This is a genomic window from Calidithermus chliarophilus DSM 9957, from assembly GCF_000430045.1.
Taxonomy (GTDB): Bacteria; Deinococcota; Deinococci; order Deinococcales; family Thermaceae; genus Calidithermus; species Calidithermus chliarophilus.
On sequence record NZ_KE387023.1, the window covers coordinates 2,348,702 to 2,368,671 of the forward strand.

Here is a 19,970-nt window from a genome sequence, read left to right on the forward strand (position 1 = left end):
GGCAGGCGGCGCGCACCGCGGCCGCGATGGGGCTCCCCCTGGAGCACTGGCTGCTCGAGGCCGAGCAGGCGCACTGGTTGTCCCACCTGGGGCGGCCCGAGGAGGCCCAAGCCTGCCTCGAGCGGGCGCGCGGGGTGCTCGCCGGGCTCACCCAGGGCCTGCCCCCCTCCCGGCGCCCAGCCTTCTGGTCAGCAGCCGAGCAGGTGCTCGAGGGCCGCTGGCAACCCCTCGCCCCGCTCGCCGGGGCTGCCCCCGTCCTCCCGCTGACCGAGAGCCCGGCCGGGTCGTGAGGGGAAAAACGCCCGCCGGTCCTGGCGGGCGTTCGTGCGGCGCGCCGGGGCCCCGGGGCTACGGCTGGGCCAGCATCCGCCGGATCTCGGCCGCGAAGTCGTCGAGGGCCTGCTGGGGGGTCTTCTGGCCCACCACCATGCTCTGCCACACCGTCTCCTCCATCAGCCGGATGGCCGGCATGGCCGGGGGGCGGGGGCGGGGGAAGGCCACCTTGAGCTGCTGGTTGAACAGTTGCCACTGGGGGTTGGTCCGGAAGTGGGCCTGCACCTCGGGGCGCTCGAGGGTGCTTTGGCGCAGGGGCATGAAGTTGCTCTGGGTCACCAGCCTGGCGTTGTTCTCCGGGTGCAGCAGGTAGCGCATGAAGGCCCAGGCGGCCCGTTTCTTCTCGGGCGGGGCGGCCGCGGTCATGCCCATGGCGGTCCCCCCGATGGGCGCGGCGCACTTGACCTGGCAGGGCAGGGCCGCGACCCCCAGCTCGAAGCCGACGTTCTGGGCGTAGAAGCCGTAGTTGCCCGAGGAGTCGAAGGTGACGCCGACCCGCCCGGCGTAGAAGAGCTGCCGCCCCACGTCCTCCTTGAGCGCCGCCTCGCGCGAGGCCGAGCCCTGCCGCACCAGCCGCAGCAGGTACTCGTAGGCCGCGACGCTGGGCGCGGCGTTGATGAGCACCCGGCCCCCCTCGTCGATCCACTCCCCGCCGTTCTGCTTGACGAAAGCCCAGCGCACCCACTGGCCCGGGATGTTGACGCCCCACTGCCCCTCCCGGCTCAGCCGCCGGGCCGCCGCCTCCAGCTCGCCCCAGGTGCGCGGGGGCCGCTGGGGGTCGAGCCCGGCCTGTTTGAACAGCGCCTTGTTGTAGTACATCACCGGCACCACCACCACCAGCGGCAGCACGTAGGTGCGGTTGCGGTAAGTCGAGACCGAGCGGGCCGCGGGCAGCAGGTCGGCTTGCAGCGCGGGGTCGGAGCGCAGGTAGGGCTCGAGCCGCTCCAGCACCCCCCGCTCGGCGAAGAGCCCGAAGCGGGTGACCTCGAGGAAGACCACCTCCGGCTGCCGCCGCGCCGCCACCGCCGCCTGCAGGCGGGTGACCAGCTCGTTGTGATCGCCGGCGTACACCTCCTCGACCCGCACCTCGTCCTGCGCCCGGTTGAAGCCCTGGATCAACTGCCGCAGGGCCGGGTCGTTCACCGAGTGCCAGACGGTGATCTGCACCTGCGCCAGCGAAAACGGGATCAGCAGCACCCCCAGACCGACAACGAACTTCCAAACTCGCATGGTCCCTCCCTCAGTTGTCTGGCAGTGAGCAATTCTAGAATATACCAGTGCTTCGCTGGCAACGCCTCGTACCCTACTTGTACCTGCTGCCCAGCGGGCTCTTCCTCGCCCTGTTCGTGCTGTGGCCGGCGCTCCAGTCCTTCGCGCTGTCCTTCCAGCGCTGGGACTTCCTCGCCGCCGAGCGCCCCTTCGTGGGGGGCGCGAACTACGCCGCCTTGCTGCAGAGCGCGGAGTTCTGGAACTCGGTGCGGGTGAGCCTGGGCCTGGTCGCGCTCAGCGTCCCCGTGCGGCTGGTGCTGGCCCTGGCCCTGGCCCTGCTGCTGCTGCGCGAGACCCGCGCCAACCGGCTGGTGCGCGCCGTCCTGATGCTGCCCGGGGTTTCGAGCGCGGTGACGGTGGCGGTGGTCTTTAGCTGGATCTTCAACACCGACTTGGGGTTCGTCAACTTGCTGCTCGGGCGGTTGGGCCTGGGCCGTCCCGACTGGCTGGGCAGCCTCGAGCTGCCCCTGGTGGTGCTGGCCGTCGTGGTGGTGTGGAAGCAGTTGGGCTACGACGTGCTGGTGTACATCGTCGCGCTCCAGGCCATCCCGCAGGCCTACCTCGAGGCCGCCCGCGTCGATGGGGCGAGCCGGTGGCAGAGCTTCCGCCACGTCAGCCTGCCGCTGCTGACGCCGACCACCTTCTTCCTGCTGGTGATGGGTGTCCTCGACGCCTTCCACACCTTCACCCTCGTCAACGTGATGACCGGCGGCGGGCCCGCCCTCGCGACCGACGTGCTGGTGAACCTGCTCTACCGCACCTCCTTCGTGTTCTTCGACATCGGCAAGGCCTCGGCGCTGGCGGTGCTGCTGTTCGGCCTGCTCGGCACCCTCACCGCCTTGCAGTTCTACTGGATCGGGCGGCGCGTCCACTATGAGAACTCCTAGCCGTCTGGCTCGAGCCCTCTCCGCCCTGCAAGGCCTGGCCGCCCTGGGCGCGGGCTTCGTGGTCCTGCTGCCGCTGGCCTACAGCTTCCTGGTCTCGCTGGCGACCCCTGCCGAGGCCTTCGTGGGCCGCCTCGTGCCGGCCACCCCCCACTGGGAGAACTACCTCTCGGCCTGGAACGCCGTGCCCTTCGGGCGCTACTACCTCAACACCCTCGTCTTCGCGCTGGTCTCCACCTTCGCGGCGGTGTTCTCGAGCATCCTCGCCGCCTACGCCTTCGCCCGGCTGCAATTCCCGCTGCAGAACCTCTTCTTCGCCCTCTTCCTGGCCACGCTGATGATCCCCGGCCACCTCACCCTCATCCCCAACTACCTCACCCTGGCCCGCCTGGACCTCCTCGACACCTTCTGGGCCCTGATCCTGCCGCTGGTGGGCAACGGCTACGCCGTCTTCCTGCTGCGCCAGCAGTTCCGCGCCCTGCCCCGCGAGATCGACGAGTCGGCCCGCATCGACGGCGCGGGCTCGTGGACCATCCTCTGGCGGCTGGTGGTGCCCTTGTCGCTCCCGGCCATCGCCACCACTGCGCTCTTCACCCTGATCTCGAGGTGGAACGCCTACCTCTGGCCCCTCATCGCCACCGACAGCGACGCCACCCGCACCGTCCAGATCGGCCTCGCCCGCCTCATGGCCCGCAGCGTCGAGGAGAGCGCGGCCAACTGGCCCGTCATCCTCGCCGGCAGTTGGATCGTCCTGCTCCCCACCCTGACCTTCTTCCTCCTCGCCGACCGCCTCCTGCTGCGCTTCGCACGGCTGGGGGCGTTGTTGAGGTGAGGGGTTCGGGGTAGCTGGTGGCGTGTGGCTCGTGGCCTATGAGGAACCCCTCGCCGGCCCTCCCCGCGCGGGGAGGGCTTATCCCCCCAGCCCCCCTTGTTAAGGGGGGTGAAGAGAGGGCGTCTTGCGTCTGGCGTTTTGCGTCTTGCGTACGACGCAGGACGTACGACGTACGAGCCGCACCCCGCGCCCGGCCATCGGCTATCAGCTATCAGCGTTCAGCGATAAACTATGTCGATATGCCACACGTGCAATCCGAAATCTTCATCCCCAAGCCGCCCGCCTACGTCTACTCCTGCGCCCGCGACCTCGAGGGGCTCAAGCCCTACCTCAAGGACGTGCAGAGCCTGCGGGTCATCGAGGACGACGGCGGCCGCTCCAAGAGCGAGTGGGTGGCGGTGGCGATGGGCAAGAAGGTGCATTGGATCGAGGAGGAGGAGTGGTTCGACGCCGAGCTGCGCAACCGCTTCCACAGCCCGGAGGGCGACTTCGACAAGTACGAGGGCACCTGGGCCTTCGAGGCGGCCGACGGGGGCACGAGGGTCACGCTCGAGCTCGAGTACGAGCTCAACATCCCCATCTTCGGCGGCCTGCTGCAAAAGCTCGTGCTCAAGCTCATGAAGGAGAACTGCGACGGCCTGCTGGCCGGGCTCAAGGAGCGGGCCATGGCCTGAGGCGGGGGCGGCTCGAGGTATACTCGACCCATGAGCTTCGCCGTGCGATGTTGAGCTGAACCGATCGCCGGGTGTCTGGTGCCGTCGTGCCCAGGCCCGGCGTTTTGAATTTCAGCCCGACGACCCGTGCCCCTTGGAAAGGAAGCTGCTATGCCCTTACAGATTTACAACACCCTCACCCGCCAGAAAGAACCCTTCGTCCCCGGGACTCCCGGCTACGCGGGCATCTACTTCTGCGGGCCCACCGTCTACGGCGACCCCCACCTGGGCCACGCGCGCGGCCCCATCACCTACGACGTGCTGCGGCGCTGGCTCGAGTACACCGGCCACAAGGTGCGCTTCGTCTCCAACATCACCGACGTGGGCCACCTGGTCGATGACGCCGACGAAGGCGAGGACAAGGTGCAGAAGCGGGCCAAGCTCGAGCGCCTGGAGCCCATGGAGGTCGCCGAGAAGTACATGTGGGCCTACTTCGACGACATGAAGGACCTCAACGTGCGCCGCCCCGACATCGCCCCCCGGGCCGCCGGGCACGTCCCCGAGCAGATCGACCTCACCCAGAGGCTGCTCGAGCGCGGCTACGCCTACGTGCGGGGCGGCTCGGTCTACTTCCGGGTGCGCGCGTGGCCCAGCTTCGGCAAGCTGTCCAACCGCCAGGTCGAGGACCAGGAGGCCGGGGCGCGGGTGGAGGTGCGCGAGGAGAAGGAGGACCCCCGCGACTTCGCCCTTTGGAAGAGCGCCGACCCCGAGCACATCATGCGCTGGAAGAGCCCCTGGGGCGAGGGTTATCCCGGCTGGCACATCGAGTGCAGCGCCATGAGCCTGAAGTACCTGGGCGAGGGCTTCGACATCCACACCGGCGGCATCGACCTGCAGTTCCCCCACCACGAGGCCGAGATCGCCCAGGCCGAGGCCGCGGGCTACAAGTTCGCCCGCTACTGGATGCACCACAACCACGTGCTGCTGGGCGGCGAGAAGATGGCCAAAAGCACCGGCAACTTCGTGGTGCTGCGCGACCTGCTCAGCCGCCACGAGCCCATCACCGTGCGCTTCTACCTGCTGGGCAGCCACTACCGCAGCGTGCTCGACTTCACCTGGGAGGGCCTCGAGTCGGCCAAGCAGGGCTACATGCGCCTTTTGAACGCCTACCGCGAGATCCGCCGCCAGGTCGCGGAGGCCCCGGCCGGGCGGCACGCCGGGCTCGAGCGGGCCATCGACGCGCTCGAGGCCCGCTTCGCCGCCGCCCTCGACGACGACCTCAACACCGCCCAGGCCCTCGCCGCCCTCTTCGAGTTCGTCACCGAGTTCAACAAGGCCCTCCCCGACAAGCCCGGCCGCGACACCCTCGCCCGCGCCGAGGCCGTCTTCGGCCAGCTCGGCGAGGGCGTGCTGGGCCTGTTCCCCAAGCGCGTGCTCGAGGCCAGCCTGGGCGGCGACCTGCTCGACGGCCTCATCAAACTGCTGCTCGAGATCCGCGAGGAAGCCCGCCGCGAGCGCAACTTCGCCCTCTCCGACCAGATCCGCAACCGCCTCACGGAACTCGGCCTCACTGTGGAGGACACCCGGGAAGGGCCGAAGTGGAAGGTAGGGGTATAGGCGGGTAGTCGAGAGTCGAGGCGTTTTTCGTCTTGCGTTGGGCGTTCGGCGTACGACGTAGGACGCACGGCGGCGCCCCGAGAGCGCTAGTATGTGTTGCGTGACCCCTCTCGCCTACTTCGAATCCCACCTCCCCGGCATCCTCGCCGACCTCGAGGCCATCGTCTCGCTCGAGTCCCCCTCCCACGACCTCCCGGGGCTCGAGGCGGTGGCGACCTGGCTCGACACGCGCTTCGGGCACTTCGGGAAGCTCAGCCGGGAGGAGACCAAGAACGGGCCCATCCTCAGCCTGAAGTTCGGCCAGGGCGGCCCCAAGGTGCTGGTGCTGTGCCACTACGACACGGTGCACCCGCGCGGGGTCTTCGGCTGGCGGGTCGAAGGCGAGCGGGCCTACGGGCCTGGCGTCTACGACATGAAAGGCAACATCGTGCAGCTCTTGTGGGCGCTGCGCACCAACGACGAGATGGGCCTGGGGCTGCCGCAGCTCGAGCTGCTCTTCACCCCCGACGAGGAGGTGGGTTCGCTGGCTTCGCGCGAGTCCATCGAGGCGGCGGCGCGGTGCAACGAGATCGCGCTGGTGCTCGAGGCCCCCATGGGCAACGGCGACCTCAAGGTCGCGCGCAAGGGCACGGGCATGTACACCCTCACCGCCCACGGCAAGCCCGCCCACCAGGGCGTCGAGCCCGAGAAGGGCGTCAACGCCGTGGTCGAGCTCGCCCACCACATCCTCGAAATCGTCGGCCTGCAAGACTGGGAGAAGGGCACCACGCTGGGGCCCAACAAGATGCACGGGGGCACCGCCGTCAACGTGGTGGCCGCCGAGGCCTCGGTCACGGTGGACTTCCGGGTGTGGACCATGGCCGAGTACGAGCGCCTCGAGGCCGCCTTCAAGGCCCTCAAGCCCGTCCTGCCCGGCGCCCGGCTGAGCCTGAGCGGTGGCCTCAACCGCCCGCCCATGGAGCCGAGCCCGGCCTCGATGGAGCTCTTCGAGCGGGCCAGGCGCATCGGGGTCGAGCTGGGCCTCGAGCTAGGCGCCGGCCGCGTGGGGGGCGGCTCCGACGGCAACTTCACCGCCGCCCTGGGCGTGCCCACCCTCGACGGCCTGGGCCTCTTCGGCGCCGACGCCCACCAGCTCTCCGAGCACGTCGTCATCCCCGAGATCCCCCGCCGCGTCGCGCTGCTGTCGGGCCTGCTGGCCGACCTGGCGGCCCGCTGAGGAGCCCACGTGCTCAGCCCGAGCGCCCAAAAGGTCCAGGACGCCCTGCACGAGCGGGGCTTCGGCGAGCTCCGGGTCGTCGAGATGCCCGCCTCCACCCGCACCGCCCAGGAAGCCGCCGACGCGGTGGGGTGCAGCGTGGGCCAGATCGTCAAGTCCCTCATCTTCCGCGGGGCCGCTTCGGGCAAGCCCTATCTGCTGCTGGTCAGCGGCCCCAACCGCGTGGACGAGGCCAAGGTGGGGGAGAGGCTGGGGGAGGGCCTCGAGCGCGCCAAGCCCGACTGGGTGCGCGAGGTGACCGGCTTCGCCATCGGCGGGGTGCCCCCGGTGGGCCACGCTACCCCCCTCGAGGCCCTCATCGACCCCGACCTGCTGCAATACGAGCAGGTGTGGGCCGCCGCGGGCACCCCCAACGCGGTCTTCGCCCTCACCCCCCAGCAACTCGTAGCCCTGACCGGGGGCCGCGTGATGGCGGTAAATTAGGGCCATGTTCAGCCTGTTCAAGCGCGACGAGCACGTCAAACCCGAGGGCGACCGCGTGCTGTGGGTGCGGGTCCGACTGCTCAAGAGCGGCGAGGTCGTCGAATTACGCCTGACCAAGGGCGGCGAAATCTCCGCCGACGAGGGCGGGGGCTACTACGTGCGCAAGCACATCATCGGGCCGAAGAGCCTCGAGCGGGCCACGCTCGAGATCTGGTTCAACCGGGCCTACAAGCCCACCCGCAAGGTGGTCGAAGGCGGTGAGTTGGTGCCTATCCGTGAGTGGGAGTGAGATTCCTCCCGCAAAAAGCCCTTCCCGACCGGGAAGGGCTTTTCTCATCGCTTTTGACTCGCCGGGTGGCCCCCAGGTGATGGCTCACGGCATGATTACCCCGTCTGTGGAATACAGCTAAAGCGGCTGGATAGCCATACACCACATGCTTTGACATCAACCCGAGCCCAGGCGCTCGTCTGAGGCTGGGCCGCTTCGCGTAGGCGTTTTCCCATCGTCCAAGTGGGTGGGACGGTGGTGCCACGAAAGCGGCACGCCTCTTTTTCTACCCTCCTCCTCAGGAAGGAGGGATTGATCATGCAGATGCCAGAAACGCTGCTACTCATCGCCAGGCAACGCCAGCAGGAAATTCTCCAGCAGAGTTCGCGTGAATCGCTCGTGCGCCGCAGCCTGGCCGGCGGTGGCCGGATCGGTTGGCTCGAGCAGACCAAGCAACTTGTCCGCACCTTAGCCGGTCGCCTCGAGCGGCCCTCGCAAGAGCCGGTGGGGAAGGAGGTGAACCGTGGACATACCCCAAGGCGTCATGGCGCTGATGGAACTTCGGCGCAGGACTGAAGCCCAGTGGGCATCCCCGCAATCCGAGCCCAGCGATCCGGTGCCAACCTACCTGGAAGTTTGGTCCTGGCAGGAGCGCGTTCATCGGTGGCTCAGCCGCCTCAGGCCCAAGAGGCGCGGGCCGTCGGCACAGACCTTCGGCTCCAGCCGAGAAAGGAGGAAACTGACGCGAAGTTCGCAGCCATCCCTACAATCCAGGCCCCACGACGTTAAGCCGATTGCACTCGAGTGCGATCCAGACCCATCCCGAAAAGGAGTACAACCATGAAAGCTCTCAATTATTCCCTCACCGCAGCCTTTGCAGCCTTGGTCATCTACGGCACCTTCAACTTCAACCACGCCATCGGCCACGGCAGCGAGGCCGCCACCAACTACAAGATCGAAGTTCCCCTCAAGAATCACCTTCAACTGGGCATGAACGAACAGGACGTGTTCATCGAGAAGGTTGTGGGTTCCGGCCAGGTCTACCGGGTGACCGCCAACGACAAGGATGCCGCTGCCCCGCTCTACGCCGCTGCCCGTCCGACCGCCCACAACCCCATCGACCCCAAGGATATCGGCCCCTTCCCCAAGGGCCAGCGCTTGGGGATCACCCAGGGCAGGTGGCTCGAGGGCTCCGGTAAGGCCACGGTGAGCTGTGACAACGGCCAGGGCGCCCTGACGGCCTCGTTCCAAAAGCTCGTGCCGGGCGGAGTCTACACCTTCTGGTACTTCTTCATGGCCACCCCCTTCAGTGAGCCTTTCTCCACCTACGACCTGCCTATCGGGGCGCGTTCAGGCACCGAGAATATCTTCGTCGCCGACAGGAACGGCACCGCTTCCTACAGCGTGAAGTTCAAGCCCTGCCTGCAGCTTTCGGGCGAGCAACTGACTGCTGGGCTGGCTATCGCCTACCACTCCGACGGCAAGACCTACGCGGGCAGCCCCGGCACCTTCGGCACGGTCTCGCACCTGCACCTCTTCAACTTCCTGCCCAAGGCCTCCGAACTGGCCGCGAGCAAGTGAACCTACAGGGGCGGGCCCACACCCGCCCCTTCCCCCAAAAGCCCGAGCCTCGAGCGTCATTCGGAGGGATTATGTGGGACCAGGTCAAGCAATATTCCATGTGGAACATGGAAACTCTCGACGGATTTCTCGACGAACTCGCAGGAAAAACCGATGGGATCTGGTTCAAAAGTGAGTCGCGGCGGAGCCCGCGCCAACCAGGCCAGATCACTCGAGCACTCCGGCACTTGAAGCAAGCGACCGAGCACTGGCTCGGCAAGCGCTCCAAACTCCTTCCCCCAAGGAGAAATGCATGAACCCCAACCTCGAGCCCACCCACATCTGCTCCGGCCTCACCTGCAAGGGTCGCCAGTGGCAGGTGGAAGGACTGGCGAAGGATCTGTTCAACGTGAGCGACCTGGAAGGTTCGACCTTCATCGTGGCCGCCAGCCGGCCAATCTGCCCCAGGTGCGCCTCGGCCCTTGCGCCCTTGAGCCAGGAGATCACCCAAGCAACGCTGGCCACTCTGGCTTGATTACACGAGGAGACATGCTCCATGCAAACCCAAGCCCAACCCCCCACCACCCTGCAGCCCCAGCACTGTACTGCGCTGATCCAGAGGGTGTATAGCGCGATCAACCGCTGGGACGGCTCGGAGCGGCCCGCCGAACTCACCGATCTGCTGACGCCAGGTTTTGTCCTGCACGAAGTCGATCTGGTCGTGGCTCCCGGCGGCCCCCGGTATCAGGTGCTCACCCTGGACCGTCAGGGCTGGCTGGAGAGGCTGGTCGCACTTAAGCGCACCTTTCCAGATCTGTACATCACCCTCGAGGACTTCCGCTCCCCCGCCCCCGGCCTGTGGGAAGACCTCGTGACCCTGCGCGGCACGAGCACGGGTCCCGACGGAATGCACCGGCGCGCCGAGGCGCGGTGGCAGCACTTCTGGCGGGTGGAGGATCACCGCCTGGCCGAAGCCTGGAGCCTCGGGGTCCTGCCCCACCTGTCTGCCCGGGGCCGGATCCAGTGGGGCTCATAGCAAAGGAGAAAGCCATGCAACCCCTGGTTTCCAAATTCCTCGACAGCCTCAACGGCAAGCATCACCGCCTGGCCCTGGTGTTATTCATGGTCGTCGCCACCGCTCACTTCCTCGAGCACGTGTGCCAGATCACCCAGATCCACGTCCTGGGCTGGCCTGCCAAGCAGGCAGGCGGAATCCTCGGCCTGCTGTTGCCGCAACTCGCCGCCTCGGAAGTGCTGCACAGTAGCTGGAACACCCTTCAACTCGCAGGCTTATTGCTCCTCCAGCCAGGTTTCCGTGGACGGGGCCGCGCCTTCACCTTTTGGACAGCGGCGATCGCCGTCCAAATCTGGCACTGGCTCGAGCACGCCTTGCTGCAGGCGCAGTACCTGAGCGGCTACTACCTGTTCGGCAAAGCCAAGCAAACCAGCGTCCTCGAGCTCTTCTTCCCCCGCGCCGACCTGCACTTCACCTACAACCTGCTGGTGTTCACCCCTACCGTCATCGCCCTGGTGCTCTACCTGCTCGAGCGCCGCAGAGCCGCCAAAGCCCGGCAAAGCTCATGGGGTTGAGACCGAAGGAACTGGAGGAATCCGTGAGATTAGCTGAACTTACTCGAGACCCTGGCTCGGCTGTGGGCCGACCACCTGGGGTTGGGGGTTCAGGCCCGGCGCAAGTGGTCGCCTGCGGCAACAGGAGCAGCAGCGTTCCTGAAGCTATGGGCCGAGCGCAAAGTACCCCAGCGTGGCCTGCTGCGCGGAATGAGGGCGATGTGACTTGTCCGCTCCGTAAGGAAAGATTCGAAGGACCCGGCCTTCCTGGGCCCTTGAATTCGTGGAGGATACTGTGAATACCCCTAATTCGCACCCTCGAGACTTGGTCTCACTCCTGCTGGCGAGCGCGCTGCTCGGTTCTGCCTTCCTCTTCATCAAGCTGGCTGCCCCAGTGGTGGGCCCGGTGCTGCTCATGACCTCGAGGGTGCTCCTGGCCGCACTCGCCCTGCTGGGCCTGGCCCTGATCCTCCAGCAGCCCCTCGTCTTCTCCCGCCCCTTGGGGACTTGGCTGGTCCTGGGAGCGCTCAACGCCGCCCTGCCCTTTACTCTGGTTGCCTGGAGCGAACTCCACATTACCTCCTCCCTGGCATCGATCCTCATTGCCTCGCTGCCCTTGTTCACCGCCCTCGTGTCCAGGCTCGGCCTCGGGGAAAAGCTGGACCCCAGAACCGGCCTCGGCCTGGGGCTGGGCCTGGTGGGCGTGGTGATCCTGAGCGGCTGGAGTCCCCTGGAGCTGACCCCCAAGACCCTCCTAGCAGTAGCGGCTACCCTCCTGGCTTCGCTGTGTTACGCCCTGGCAGCTATTTACACCAAGCGGCGCTTTCAGGGGGTCTCTCGCATGTCCCTGACCATCGGCAACTTCGCCTCGGCAGGAGTGCTGCTGTTGCCCTTCAGCCTCTTCGCTCCCGCCCCCCAACTTCCTCCGGCGTCCGCTTTGGGCGTGATCCTGGCGCTGACCCTGGTCGCTACGGTGGTCCCTTACCTGCTGTACTTCCGTCTGCTCGAGCGCCTGCCGGCCACCACCGCGACCAGTGTGGGCTATCTGATCCCGGCGTTTGGGGCCTTGTGGGGCGTGGTATTCCTGGCCGAGCCCATCAACGCGGCGATGCTCGTCGGGTTCGGCGTGGTGCTGCTCAGCGTGGCCCTGGTGTCCGGCCTTCGCCTGCGGATGCCTCGTTCGGGGTTGCGGCTGTCGAGGAAGGGATGAGGGGCCTCGAGACCGCTTGATTTGAAGGACACCCCACAGGTAGAGCACAAGTGCCAGAATGGGACATGGCGACTTATGTTCAGCTCCTGGGGACGCCAGCGATCCGGTTTGGGGAAGAGTGGTTCGTTCCCCCACCTGGCCGAATTTCCGCGCTGCTGTATTACCTGGCCTACCAGCGGGGTTGGGTAGGCCGCGACGAGCTGGCCCACCTGTTCTGGCCCGACGTCTACGAGGAGAATGCTCGCACCAACCTGCGCAAAATCCTCAACCGGGCCAGGGAATTGAGCTATGCTCAGGATCTCGAGGCCGAGCGTACCCGCCTGCGCTGGCCGGTGGACACCGATGTCGAGGAGCTAAAGCAAGCCCTCGAGAACAGAAACTTCCCAAGCATCAACCGGCTGTACCGGGGGAAGTTCTTGCAGGGCTTCAACCTCGATGACGCCCTGGAGTTTGAGGACTGGCTCGAGCTCACCCGCGAGCAACTTCATAAAGGCTGGCGTAAAGCTGTTTTGAACCATGCCACCGAGCTGGAAGGGATGCAACGCTATGCCGAGGGCGCAGAGGCGCTCGAGCTGCTGCTGAGTACCGACCCACTGGACGAGGAAGCCCTGCAACGCCAGCTCAGCCTCCTGCTCTGGGCAGGCCAGCTCACCCGGGCCCTCGGCGCTTTCGAGGCGTTCAAGGGCCGCCTCGAGCAGGAGTTGGAGGTCGAACCTGGCCCCATCACCCTCAAGCTGGTCGAGCAGATCCGTCGCGCCGAGCCGGTGGTGGAGCGCCCTGTCGTCCCGGTTCCGGGGATAACGGTAAAAGAACCCCCCAAGGTAGCCCGGCGGCATAACCTGCCGGTGCAGGCCACCCCTTTCGTGGGCCGGGAAGCCGAGAAAGCCCGCATCACCGAGCAACTGGCCGATCCGGCTTGCCGTCTCCTCACCGTCGTGGCCCAAGGAGGCTTCGGCAAGACCCGCCTGGCCCTGAGCGCAGCCGAGGCCCAGCTTGGAGCCTTCGAGGATGGGGTCTGGTTCGTCTCCTTTGCCGCTACCCCGTCTCCCGACTTCATGCTCTATACCCTGGCCGATGCCCTCAGCCTCGAGTTCGTGCGCCAGCAGGAGCCCAGGGAGCAGCTTCTGCGCTACCTTGCGGACAAGGAGATGCTGCTGGTGCTGGACAACCTCGAGCACCTCACCGCGGGCATAACCCTGCTCAGCGAGCTGCTCGAGGCCGCCCCCCGTCTGAAGATCCTCGCCACCTCGCGCGAACGACTGAACCTGCGCTTTGAATGGCTGCTCGAGCTGCGCGGCCTGGATTTTCCCACCCGATCGGGGGAAGACCCGCAGGCCTTTGACGCGGTGCAGCTCTTCGCGCAGAGTGCCCGCAGAAGCCTGCCGGGATTCAGCCTCGACGAAAGCACCCTTCCGCTCGTCGCCCGCGTCTGCCAGGTCGTCGAGGGGATGCCGCTGGCCATTGAACTGGCCGCGAGTTGGTTGCGGGTGCTCACGTTGCAAAACATCGTGGACGAGCTGGGGGCGGTCCTGGACCTGCTGGAATCCCCCTTGAGGGACGCCCCCGTGCGCCACCGGAGCATCCGGGCGGTCTTCGAGACTTCCTGGAAGCTCCTCAGCCCGCAAGAGCGCTCGGTCATGCAGATGCTGGCGATCTTCAACGGGAGTTTCTGGCGTGGCGCGGCGGCGGAGATCACCGGAGCCCCCTTGAGCGTTCTAGCGGCCCTGGTGGATAAATCTTTCCTGCAGCTAACCCCTCAAGGGCGCTACCGCTGGCATCCCCTGGTGTACCAGTACAGCCGCGAGCGTTTGCAAGAGGTTCCCGAACTCCTCGCTCAGGTGCAGCAAAAGCACACGAGCTATTACGCGCGCTTGGTCGAGGAATGGTATGGGGAACTCTACCGGGGCCGACAGAGAAAATTGCTCGAGGTAATCCAGGAAGAGCTGGAAAATATCCGCACGGCCTGGCAATGGATGTTTGCTGAAAATCGCATGAACGAGTTCATGCGCACCGCGGGCCTGCTCGAGCGCTACTACCAGCAGCGCAGCCGCTACCAGGAAGGTATCGAGGTCCTGCACCAGGGGGCCCGAAGCCTCAACCCTGGCAACCCCAATCACCGTGCCGCCCTGGGGGGCGTATATGTGCGCCAGGCCTGGCTGTATTACTGGCTGGGGAAGCTGCCAGAAGGCACCGAGGTCGGGCAGCGGGCTGTGGACTTGCTGCGCCCTCTGGGCCCCAGCGCTGAACTGATGGAAGGGCTGAACGTGCTGGGGGCTTTTGCCGCGATGTCCGGGGATAACACCCGGGCTGAGGCGTACTTCGTTGAATCGCTGGAGCTGGCTCGAGGCAAGCAGGATTCGGTTCATATGGGCTATGCCCTCAATAACCTCGCGGTCCTCGCCCGCAACCGCGAGGACTACCCCCAGGCCGAACGTTTTTTTCGAGAAGCCCTCAGCTTCGCGCGGGAAGCTCAAGACTACGTCGGAATCACCCGATACCTCGGTGCCCTGGGTTCGATCCTTTCTGCGACGGGAGACTTCAATCAGGCCGAGGCCCTGCTCTCGGAGGGACTGGGCATCGCCAGGGAGAAGGGCCTCCTGATGCTGCTTCCCTACCTTTTGGAACACATGGGGAAAGTGGCCTTTCAGAAGCGAGAGTATCCGCGTGCTCAGACGCTGTGGCAGGAAGCGCTGTCCTTGGCGCGGGAGTCGGGAGCCCGGCTCCACGAGGCGGAATTCCTCTATCACCTGGGTACGGCGGCCCTGGCCCTGTACCAAGACGCACAGGCGCTGAGCCATTTCCGGGCTTCCCTGGAGATTTCCTGGAGCGTGCGCTACGACACCCAGGTGATTTCCAACCTGGTCGGCCTGGCCCAGCTCTGGAGCCGCACCGGGCAACCCGAGCGGGCGGTTCCCCTTTTGCGGGCAGTTCTCGGCAACCCGGCTACTCAGCCCAGCGCGAGAGAAGAAGCTCAACGCCTCCTCGAGAGCCTCGACATTCAAGCCATTAGCCCACATGAGACGTGGGTTTCAGACCCGCCGCTGGAGAATGTCGTGCGGGCCATTCTGACGGCTTAGAGCGCTCTTTACATTCTCTGAGCCAGATATCAGGACCAAGAACGGCGTTGGGGCAGTTGCGTCCGGGGTGGGACAGGACGCTAGCGGCACGCTGGAGGTACGGTTGTCTGCCTAACCTCGAGGTAGGCATGATCCACGGATGCCGGAGGAGGAGAAGATGAACGAACCGGACTCCTCGAGTCCTCCACGAATTTCGGAGCATCGCTTTCCAGAGCCGTCCAAACCGCCGCCTGGGTTCGAGCCAATCTCGAGCCCGAGTGCTCTCAAGGTCAGCCTGACCACCTTTTTCGACCCATGTTCATTTGCTGATGCTGAGTTTCTTATGGGCCTGGCCCACCGTCAGATGGCCCGAGACCTGGGATCGAGGCTACTGGACGCCTATCTGGCTGCTGTCTCGCCCGCGGAGAGCATGCGACTGCGCTCGAGCCCGATCTGCTTGACCCACCAGGGTATAAAAAGCCGCTTTGACCACGTTGTGGCATATCTATGCCTGGACGCGGCGGGTTCGGGTTATCTCAAGCTGTATACCGTTTTTTATCGTAAGAACCGAATCGTGGCCACGGCGATCCAAGGCGTCAGGCTGCTCGAGGGAGCCTAGCCCAGGCTTCCTGGGGGCAGAGCTGTTGGATGACAGCATAAGCGAAGGACCCGCATCCTATCCAGCTGGGGTTGCTTTGTTGGCGCGCCCGGGAGGACTCGAACCCCCGACCTACCGCTTAGAAGGCGGCTGCTCTATCCGGCTGAGCTACGGGCGCATCCGCGCGATAGTCTAGCAGACTATCGCCAGAGGAAAAACCCCGCTAGGGCGGGGTTTGGTGGAGCGGGAGACGGGATTCGAACCCGCGACATTCAGCTTGGAAGGCTGACGCTCTGCCAACTGAGCTACTCCCGCGTTCCCGTGAACAGGTGCGCCTGCGGCGCGACGCAGAGCAAAGGGCTGAGGGCAGCGGGGCTCTCGGCGCTCGGCATCCGGCGCACCGCGTCGGCGGCGCTTGTGGTCGGGGCGACTGGATTCGAACCAGCGACCCCCTGCTCCCAAAGCAGGTGCGCTACCAGACTGCGCTATTTTCCGCTCCAGGACGGAGTTTCCTCGTACCCCCTACTCGGAAAGCGCTTCTGCCTCCGGCTTGTCATTTTGACAGCAAAACGCCGTAATGACAAGGCCTACACCCGTACCCTGTCGGCCCTGCAACCTTCCGAGCAGCCGGGGGCGACTGCCCGATAGCGGCACCCAGGTAGGCTCACCCCTCCGCGGCGTGCACCGTCTTCGCCAGGGACTCCTCGTTGAGCTCGAGCAGCTCCACCGGTACCCTCCGTACGCCGATGCCGTGCTGGATGAGCAGGTCCAGCAGCCTGTCGCCGTCGATGAGCGTGATGGGGGCGGCCCCCGGGTAGAGCACCGCCTCCTTACAGCCGGGGCTGAAACCCCCGAGCGTGATGATGGTGCCACGGATGGCCTTGAAGTAGTGGAGGGAGCCGCGCAACTGGTCGAGCACGGGTCGGTTGATGGAGCCCTGGTGGCGCTTGACCTGCACCACCTCGGTCACGGCGGTGATGCCGACCTGCACCGTGCCCGCTACGTCGATGCCCTTGTCGCCGCTGGCGCGCGTGACCTCCACGTCCTCGTAGCCCATGGCCTCCAGCAGGTCCTTGACCAGGTGTTCGAAGGCGTAGGGGTTCATCTTCCCCAGCTTCTGCCTGAGCTGTGCCCTGACGCCGTCGTTATACTCGCGGATGGCCCGTTCGACCCTACGCCGCTGCTTCAGCTCCTCTGTCTTGTCTATGGAGGCGGCGTTCAGGTAGTCCAGGCCCGCTTCGGTGATGCGGTAGGTGATGCCCTCGCGCTCGACAAAGCCCCGGTCCTCGAGCACCCTCAGCCGTTTCAGCAGGGTCGCCTCGATGGAGCTCGGGGTGCGCCACCCCGAGTGGGCCCTGACGAATCCCCCCACTCCTCTAGCAGGTCGCCCCGCCGGGCCTGCTCCTTCTGGGCGACCAGCTTGAGGAGCTCGAGCACGCCCTCGGCGTCGTCAATCTCCCGCAACACCTGGGGGCCTCGCGCATGAAGGCCTTCCCGCGCGCGGCGAGGCGATAAACACCCTTGGCGTTGGTCTCTAGTAACTGGTGCAGGTCAATGAAGTGGAGGTGCCCGTTGACGTACCTGGGGTTTATCTGCCTGCCGCTGCCCTCCCATACGCGCATGGCCAGGGCCTGCTGCTTCCCCCTGAGCCATTGGGGTATCCAGACCTCGGGCTCTGACCAGTCCGCTGGCTCCTGCGGCGTTCCCCTGTGGTCGTAGATGGCTTTGTACATCGCCAGAAGCTCGGCCCTGCTCAGCCCCTCCAGCAACGGGATGACCAGGCGAACTTCGGAGTACGGCAGGCAGTGGGCGGCCTTGGCCTTGTTCTGCATGTTTCGGCTTCCTTGTATTCAAGCCTAGCAGGTGGACGTGCCGCAGGGGTACCTGCCTGGGCCTGGGCTCCTTACGGCATAGTCAGGGTTCAGGGCCTGAAGGCCCTGTCACTGACGCTTTCCCGGGACCACGCCGTCCCCGGAATAGCAGCGGGACTGGGGGAGGAGCTGCAGGTATACTTGGAGGAGCGCCAGTATGGGACCAAAAATTTACTACCACGTCGTTGGCAAAGCAAACGCCCAGAGGGACTTCCCCCGCACCCTCTTCAACCAGCGTGGCATCGATGAGGTGGTTTGCCACGTCCCGGAAAAAATCCTGCGTGAACACCGGATTATTGAAACCTTGCAGGCCAAGTTCCCAAGCGGAGCCTTTAACGCCTGGGGCGTGCCTGAAGGGGCCAGGGACGTGGTGCAAGCCCTTTCCCCTGGCGACGCAGTCTTTATCATCGAAAGCACCTCCCCGAAGAGCCGCACCACCGTGCTGGGAGTTGTGGAGGCCTTCTGGCCTGTGGAGTTGTACGGCCTGTCTAAAGCGTTCTGGACTGAGAGCCGCTTTCCTTACATCTTCTTCTTCAGCTCCCAGCCGCTTAACCTAAGCTGGGAGGATTTCCGCGAGCTCATAGGCTACTCGTCGAGGTACCGAGCGCCAGCCCTTTTTCTCAGGGTCCGTGAGGATAAGATTGCTTCAAAGGGCGGCCTCCGGGCCCTGCTTACAGCCCTGGGGGTGAACAGCGGGACGGCGCACCCGCGCAAGAGCACTGCCTGGACCCGGGACGCGCTAATCCTTGTGCTCGACCAGTACTTTCGCGGGGGTGTGCCCGAAGACCTGTCCCATTCGGCCATATCCGACTTGCACGAACTACTCAGGCAGTTACTAGAAACACACGGAGTGAAGCCCCTCTCTCCGCGCGACGTACACCGCAAGCTAGCCGACTTTGCGGGCCTGGACTCGTCTGGGGGGCCCACGGCATTCCCTCAACCTGGACGGGTGGGGGATGCAGAAATTGAGCTGTGGGGCGACTTCGTAGGCAGACGGGGCGAGCTGGAGTCTATCGCAGAGGCAATCCGCTCGCAGCTTCAAGTCCGAGAAAAGGCGCCCGGCGAGGGGGAACTGCTGGACGAGGCTGGCGAGGACTACCAGGCTCCTGAGGGCAGGTTGCTGCTTGCCACCCACAAGCGGCGCGAACGTAACCGCAACCTTGTCGAGGCCAAGAAGCAGCGCGTACTCGCTCTACGTGGGACCCTGCAGTGTGAGGTCTGCGGCTTCGACTTCCAGGAGGTGTACGGCGAGCTGGGCAGCGGCTTCATCGAGTGCCACCACAACGTGCCGCTCGCCAGCCTGCCTGGGCCTAGGGAGAACTCGCTGGAGGACCTGGCACTCGTATGCTCTAACTGCCACCGCATGCTGCACAGGAGCCGGGAACACACGCTGACGGTGGAGGAGCTCAGGGCGATGCTCAGGGGCTAACCCGTCGGCGGGCATTTGCTCCTCCAGACTCCTCAGGCGTAGTGCCCCGGCCAGACGGCCTCGAGCGCCCACCAGGCCACGAAGGCCTGAGCCCCCTCGGGGTAGCGGCTGTCGTCCAGCAGGAGCACCACCTCGCTGGACAGGTATCCGCCGGTCCACACGCTCCACAAGGCCCCGCCGGGGAAGGGGATGGCGTCGCCCACGTCGCGGCCCTCGAAGTACTCCGGCGGGTCGAAGGCCATGCGGCACCAGTCGCTTTCCTTGATGCCCGGCCTCCCGGCGAAGCCCAGCCACTCCAAAAGCTCCCCGTCGGTGAAGTGGGGGTGCACCGGCAGGGGGGTGAGGATGCCGCTCTCGGTGACCCGCTTGTGGAAGATGGAAGCGCCGTCGTACTGCGAGTCCAGGTCGCTCAGGTACTCGGGCAGCAGGTGGGCGTACCGCACGAGGGTCTCGGGGGTCGCCTCGAGGTCCCGCGGGGCCTCCTCGTGCTCCATCACCTCGCCCAGGGCCGAGCTGACCCAGCCACCGTCCAGGGCCTCTACGAAGCGGACGGCCTCCTCCATGGCCACCTCGCCCGCCTGCACCCGGCGCTGCAGCCTTTGCAGGGCCTCCACCCAGGGCCGGTCGCCCTCGCCAACGTCCATGGCGGGCTCCCCGGTCTGGTTCATCACCAGCTCCACCGGCTCGGGCAGGGGGCTGGCCGCGGTCGCCAGCCGCTTCTGGCACAGGCGGGCGATGAAGTCCACCGGGTCGTGGGCAAGGCGCTCCAGCAGCTCCCGCGGGGTGCGTGGCTCGAGGGCCACCGCCCAGCGCTCGGGCCAGGTGCCTGCCGCCCACTGCCGCAGCTCATCGGGCTGGGGCGCGGTCTTGCGGTCCTCGAAGGCGTGCCAGCGGGGGTCCGCCGCGCTCCTGCGGGACTCGGCCACGGCCCACAGCTCGAGCATTCGCCTGTCGAGTTCCTGGGCCAGTTCGGCCCGGTCGGGGTCCTCAACGGCTAGCCATCGGAGAAAGCCGCTAAGCTCACCATCACCGCTTGACCACATCACCCACCTCCGGGCCTTAGCTTATTGGCGTGCTTACTTCCGACGGTCAGAAAGCCACGGGGTCTGTGGAGGTCGGGTT

General features: G+C 66.0%; 22 protein-coding genes and 3 tRNA genes. 18 read left to right on the plus strand and 7 right to left on the minus strand.

Features of this window, described 5'->3' with window-relative positions:
* On the plus strand, nucleotides 1–290 hold a 290-nt coding region (locus MEICH_RS24765; protein ID WP_036218517.1), incomplete at its 5' end, for a hypothetical protein.
* Nucleotides 291–348: 58 nt separating this feature from the next.
* Here the strand turns inward: MEICH_RS24765 and MEICH_RS0111405 are convergent.
* Complete coding sequence (locus tag MEICH_RS0111405; protein WP_027892719.1) at nucleotides 349–1,563, minus strand: ABC transporter substrate-binding protein; 1,215 nt, start codon at nucleotides 1,561–1,563, stop codon at nucleotides 349–351.
* 47 nt (nucleotides 1,564–1,610) lie between these two features.
* Between MEICH_RS0111405 and MEICH_RS0111410 the strand changes: the two genes are divergently transcribed.
* The 16 genes from MEICH_RS0111410 (at nucleotide 1,611) to MEICH_RS28715 (ending at nucleotide 15,569) form a co-directional block, all read left to right on the plus strand.
* Nucleotides 1,611–2,489, plus strand: a complete 879-nt coding sequence (locus tag MEICH_RS0111410; protein WP_036218518.1) for a carbohydrate ABC transporter permease — start codon at nucleotides 1,611–1,613, stop codon at nucleotides 2,487–2,489.
* Nucleotides 2,476–3,318: a carbohydrate ABC transporter permease gene (locus MEICH_RS0111415; RefSeq protein WP_027892721.1), complete on the plus strand. Its 843-nt coding sequence runs from the start codon at nucleotides 2,476–2,478 to the stop codon at nucleotides 3,316–3,318. The genes MEICH_RS0111410 and MEICH_RS0111415 overlap by 14 nt, the downstream gene beginning before the upstream one ends.
* A gap of 239 nt (nucleotides 3,319–3,557) precedes the next feature.
* Nucleotides 3,558–3,992, plus strand: a complete 435-nt coding sequence (locus MEICH_RS0111420) for a type II toxin-antitoxin system RatA family toxin (RefSeq protein WP_027892722.1) — start codon at nucleotides 3,558–3,560, stop codon at nucleotides 3,990–3,992.
* A 150-nt stretch (nucleotides 3,993–4,142) separates the two neighbouring features.
* The gene (gene cysS / locus MEICH_RS0111425) at nucleotides 4,143–5,588 is read left to right on the plus strand and encodes a cysteine--tRNA ligase (protein WP_027892723.1); all 1,446 of its coding nucleotides are present in this window, start codon (nucleotides 4,143–4,145) and stop codon (nucleotides 5,586–5,588) included.
* Nucleotides 5,589–5,688: 100 nt separating this feature from the next.
* The gene (locus MEICH_RS0111430) at nucleotides 5,689–6,804 is read left to right on the plus strand and encodes a M20 family metallopeptidase (RefSeq protein ID WP_027892724.1); all 1,116 of its coding nucleotides are present in this window, start codon (nucleotides 5,689–5,691) and stop codon (nucleotides 6,802–6,804) included.
* Between the two features lie 9 nt (nucleotides 6,805–6,813).
* Nucleotides 6,814–7,287 (plus strand): YbaK/EbsC family protein, encoded by a 474-nt coding sequence (locus tag MEICH_RS0111435; protein WP_027892725.1) that lies wholly within the window; start codon nucleotides 6,814–6,816, stop codon nucleotides 7,285–7,287.
* Between the two features lie 4 nt (nucleotides 7,288–7,291).
* Nucleotides 7,292–7,576 carry a hypothetical protein gene (locus MEICH_RS0111440; RefSeq protein WP_027892726.1) on the plus strand — a complete coding sequence of 95 codons (285 nt, stop codon included), beginning with the start codon at nucleotides 7,292–7,294 and terminating at the stop codon, nucleotides 7,574–7,576.
* 291 nt (nucleotides 7,577–7,867) lie between these two features.
* Nucleotides 7,868–8,131: a hypothetical protein gene (locus MEICH_RS28705; protein WP_169730660.1), complete on the plus strand. Its 264-nt coding sequence runs from the start codon at nucleotides 7,868–7,870 to the stop codon at nucleotides 8,129–8,131.
* 264 nt (nucleotides 8,132–8,395) lie between these two features.
* A complete protein-coding gene (locus MEICH_RS0111445) occupies nucleotides 8,396–9,136 on the plus strand; it encodes a hypothetical protein (protein WP_157202744.1) in 741 nt (246 codons plus the stop codon).
* Nucleotides 9,137–9,207: 71 nt separating this feature from the next.
* The gene (locus MEICH_RS28710) at nucleotides 9,208–9,432 is read left to right on the plus strand and encodes a hypothetical protein (RefSeq protein ID WP_157202745.1); all 225 of its coding nucleotides are present in this window, start codon (nucleotides 9,208–9,210) and stop codon (nucleotides 9,430–9,432) included.
* Nucleotides 9,429–9,650, plus strand: a complete 222-nt coding sequence (locus tag MEICH_RS0111450) for a hypothetical protein (protein ID WP_027892728.1) — start codon at nucleotides 9,429–9,431, stop codon at nucleotides 9,648–9,650. The genes MEICH_RS28710 and MEICH_RS0111450 overlap by 4 nt, the downstream gene beginning before the upstream one ends.
* A 21-nt stretch (nucleotides 9,651–9,671) precedes the next feature.
* Nucleotides 9,672–10,151 (plus strand): nuclear transport factor 2 family protein, encoded by a 480-nt coding sequence (locus tag MEICH_RS0111455; RefSeq protein ID WP_027892729.1) that lies wholly within the window; start codon nucleotides 9,672–9,674, stop codon nucleotides 10,149–10,151.
* 14 nt (nucleotides 10,152–10,165) lie between these two features.
* Nucleotides 10,166–10,705 carry a hypothetical protein gene (locus MEICH_RS24770; protein WP_051304115.1) on the plus strand — a complete coding sequence of 180 codons (540 nt, stop codon included), beginning with the start codon at nucleotides 10,166–10,168 and terminating at the stop codon, nucleotides 10,703–10,705.
* Nucleotides 10,706–11,009: 304 nt separating this feature from the next.
* The gene (locus MEICH_RS0111465) at nucleotides 11,010–11,894 is read left to right on the plus strand and encodes a DMT family transporter (protein ID WP_027892730.1); all 885 of its coding nucleotides are present in this window, start codon (nucleotides 11,010–11,012) and stop codon (nucleotides 11,892–11,894) included.
* 65 nt (nucleotides 11,895–11,959) lie between these two features.
* A complete protein-coding gene (locus MEICH_RS0111470; RefSeq protein WP_027892731.1) occupies nucleotides 11,960–14,971 on the plus strand; it encodes an AfsR/SARP family transcriptional regulator in 3,012 nt (1,003 codons plus the stop codon).
* Between the two features lie 157 nt (nucleotides 14,972–15,128).
* On the plus strand, nucleotides 15,129–15,569 hold the full coding sequence (locus tag MEICH_RS28715) for a hypothetical protein (protein ID WP_157202746.1): 441 nt from the start codon (nucleotides 15,129–15,131) through the stop codon (nucleotides 15,567–15,569).
* An 80-nt stretch (nucleotides 15,570–15,649) separates the two neighbouring features.
* Here the strand turns inward: MEICH_RS28715 and MEICH_RS0111480 are convergent.
* From MEICH_RS0111480 to MEICH_RS29820, 5 genes are all read right to left on the minus strand, one after another.
* Nucleotides 15,650–15,726 (minus strand) — tRNA-Arg (locus MEICH_RS0111480).
* Nucleotides 15,727–15,787: 61 nt separating this feature from the next.
* Nucleotides 15,788–15,863, minus strand: a tRNA-Gly gene (locus MEICH_RS0111485).
* Nucleotides 15,864–15,966: 103 nt separating this feature from the next.
* Nucleotides 15,967–16,048 (minus strand) — tRNA-Pro (locus tag MEICH_RS0111490).
* A 164-nt stretch (nucleotides 16,049–16,212) separates the two neighbouring features.
* On the minus strand, nucleotides 16,213–16,920 hold the full coding sequence (locus MEICH_RS29815) for a restriction endonuclease (protein WP_218916398.1): 708 nt from the start codon (nucleotides 16,918–16,920) through the stop codon (nucleotides 16,213–16,215).
* 4 nt (nucleotides 16,921–16,924) lie between these two features.
* Entirely contained in the window at nucleotides 16,925–17,380 is a 456-nt protein-coding gene (locus MEICH_RS29820; RefSeq protein ID WP_218916399.1) for a hypothetical protein, read from the minus strand.
* 196 nt (nucleotides 17,381–17,576) lie between these two features.
* Here MEICH_RS29820 and MEICH_RS27160 point away from each other — a divergent pair, with 196 nt between their 5' ends.
* The gene (locus MEICH_RS27160; protein ID WP_051304116.1) at nucleotides 17,577–18,848 is read left to right on the plus strand and encodes an HNH endonuclease; all 1,272 of its coding nucleotides are present in this window, start codon (nucleotides 17,577–17,579) and stop codon (nucleotides 18,846–18,848) included.
* A 32-nt stretch (nucleotides 18,849–18,880) separates the two neighbouring features.
* On the opposite strand, the gene MEICH_RS0111505 is transcribed toward MEICH_RS27160, so the two are convergent.
* Nucleotides 18,881–19,891, minus strand: coding sequence for a hypothetical protein (locus MEICH_RS0111505; protein ID WP_157202747.1), 1,011 nt, complete (start codon nucleotides 19,889–19,891; stop codon nucleotides 18,881–18,883).
* Nucleotides 19,892–19,970: the final 79 nt, after the last annotated feature.

What these genes read in the sequence shown, in the direction of transcription:
- MEICH_RS0111405 (WP_027892719.1), bottom strand. Translation starts at nt 1,563, where the DNA reads ATGCGAGTTTGGAAGTTCGTTGTCGGTCTGGGGGTGCTGCTGATCCCG.
- MEICH_RS0111415 (WP_027892721.1), top strand. Translation starts at nt 2,476, where the DNA reads ATGAGAACTCCTAGCCGTCTGGCTCGAGCCCTCTCCGCCCTGCAAGGC.
- MEICH_RS0111420 (WP_027892722.1), top strand. Translation starts at nt 3,558, where the DNA reads ATGCCACACGTGCAATCCGAAATCTTCATCCCCAAGCCGCCCGCCTAC.
- cysS (WP_027892723.1), top strand. Translation starts at nt 4,143, where the DNA reads ATGCCCTTACAGATTTACAACACCCTCACCCGCCAGAAAGAACCCTTC.
- MEICH_RS0111440 (WP_027892726.1), top strand. Translation starts at nt 7,292, where the DNA reads ATGTTCAGCCTGTTCAAGCGCGACGAGCACGTCAAACCCGAGGGCGAC.
- MEICH_RS0111445 (WP_157202744.1), top strand. Translation starts at nt 8,396, where the DNA reads ATGAAAGCTCTCAATTATTCCCTCACCGCAGCCTTTGCAGCCTTGGTC.
- MEICH_RS28710 (WP_157202745.1), top strand. Translation starts at nt 9,208, where the DNA reads ATGTGGGACCAGGTCAAGCAATATTCCATGTGGAACATGGAAACTCTC.
- MEICH_RS0111450 (WP_027892728.1), top strand. Translation starts at nt 9,429, where the DNA reads ATGAACCCCAACCTCGAGCCCACCCACATCTGCTCCGGCCTCACCTGC.
- MEICH_RS0111455 (WP_027892729.1), top strand. Translation starts at nt 9,672, where the DNA reads ATGCAAACCCAAGCCCAACCCCCCACCACCCTGCAGCCCCAGCACTGT.
- MEICH_RS24770 (WP_051304115.1), top strand. Translation starts at nt 10,166, where the DNA reads ATGCAACCCCTGGTTTCCAAATTCCTCGACAGCCTCAACGGCAAGCAT.
- MEICH_RS0111470 (WP_027892731.1), top strand. Translation starts at nt 11,960, where the DNA reads ATGGCGACTTATGTTCAGCTCCTGGGGACGCCAGCGATCCGGTTTGGG.
- MEICH_RS28715 (WP_157202746.1), top strand. Translation starts at nt 15,129, where the DNA reads ATGAACGAACCGGACTCCTCGAGTCCTCCACGAATTTCGGAGCATCGC.
- MEICH_RS29820 (WP_218916399.1), bottom strand. Translation starts at nt 17,380, where the DNA reads ATGCAGAACAAGGCCAAGGCCGCCCACTGCCTGCCGTACTCCGAAGTT.
- MEICH_RS27160 (WP_051304116.1), top strand. Translation starts at nt 17,577, where the DNA reads ATGGGACCAAAAATTTACTACCACGTCGTTGGCAAAGCAAACGCCCAG.
- MEICH_RS0111505 (WP_157202747.1), bottom strand. Translation starts at nt 19,891, where the DNA reads ATGTGGTCAAGCGGTGATGGTGAGCTTAGCGGCTTTCTCCGATGGCTA.